This window comes from Streptomyces megasporus (genome assembly GCF_000718985.1).
GTDB classification, from domain to species: domain Bacteria; phylum Actinomycetota; class Actinomycetes; order Streptomycetales; family Streptomycetaceae; genus Streptomyces; species Streptomyces megasporus.
In genome coordinates this window covers 1-1,249 of record NZ_JODL01000066.1, presented here as the reverse complement: position 1 = coordinate 1,249, position 1,249 = coordinate 1, and the positions used below count along the sequence as shown (strand labels likewise).

At 71.0% G+C, this 1,249-nt stretch carries 2 protein-coding genes; both read left to right on the top strand.

Annotated elements, in window-relative coordinates:
* A partial coding sequence (locus tag IF47_RS0126635; protein WP_031511571.1) for an adenylyl-sulfate kinase occupies positions 1 to 225 on the top strand: 225 nt, incomplete at its 5' end.
* Positions 226 to 295: 70 nt separating this feature from the next.
* Positions 296 to 1,237, top strand: coding sequence for a sulfate adenylyltransferase subunit CysD (gene cysD / locus IF47_RS0126630; RefSeq protein ID WP_031511570.1), 942 nt, complete (start codon positions 296 to 298; stop codon positions 1,235 to 1,237).
* Positions 1,238 to 1,249 lie beyond the last annotated feature (12 nt).

The following is a 1,249-nucleotide window of genomic DNA, read 5'->3' as shown; positions in this document are numbered from 1 at the left end:
TTCCTGGAGGTGCACGTGGCCACGCCGGTCGAGGTCTGCTCCGAACGGGACGTCAAGGGCCTGTACGCCAAGCAGGCCGCGGGGGAGATCTCCGGCCTGACCGGGGTGGACGACCCGTACGAGGCCCCGACCGACCCGGACCTGCGCATCGAGGCCCACACCGAGACCGTCCGGCAGTCCGCCGACCGGCTCCACGCCCTGCTCTCCGCACGGGGCCTGGCGTGAACCGAAACCGCGCGAACGCGCGCACACCCGACGCACACACCACCGCACACGCAGGCGAAAGGGGCACAGCATGACGGTCGTCGCCGACCTGGCCGAAGGCACCGACACCGCCGACCCGTACGCACTGACCCATCTGGACGTGCTGGAGTCCGAGGCGGTCCACATCCTCCGCGAGGTGGCGGGCGAGTTCGAGAAGCCGGTGATCCTGTTCTCCGGCGGCAAGGACTCCATCGTGATGCTGCACCTGGCGCTGAAGGCGTTCGCCCCGGCCCCGGTGCCCTTCGCCCTGCTGCACGTGGACACCGGCCACAACTTCCCCGAGGTGCTCGCCTACCGGGACCGCGTGGTGGCCGAGCACCGACTGCGGCTGCACGTGGCGAGCGTGCAGGAGTTCATCGACCGCGGCGAGCTGCGCGAGCGCCCCGACGGCACCCGCAACCCGCTGCAGACGGTGCCGCTGCTGCACGCGATCGCCACCGGCCGGTTCGACGCCGTCTTCGGCGGCGGCCGGCGGGACGAGGAGAAGGCCCGCGCCAAGGAACGGGTGTTCTCCCTGCGGGACGAGTTCGGTGGCTGGGATCCGCGCCGGCAGCGTCCGGAGTTGTGGCAGCTCTACAACGGCCGGCACGCGCCCGGCGAGCACGTCCGGGTCTTCCCGCTGTCCAACTGGACCGAGTTGGACGTGTGGCAGTACATCGCCCGGGAGAAGATCGAGCTGCCCGCCATCTACTACGCCCACCGTCGTGCGGTGTTCCGCCGGAACGGCATGTGGCTGGCGCCGGGTGCGTGGGGCGGTCCGAGGGAGGGCGAGGTGGTGGAGCGGCGGATGGTGCGCTACCGCACGGTGGGCGACATGTCCTGTACCGGCGCGGTCGACTCCGACGCCACCACCATCGAGCAGGTGATCGCCGAGATCGCCGCTTCCCGGCTGACCGAGCGCGGTGCGACCAGGGCCGACGACAAGCTCTCGGAGGCCGCCATGGAGGACCGCAAGCGCGAAGGGTACTTCTGACCGATGACCACC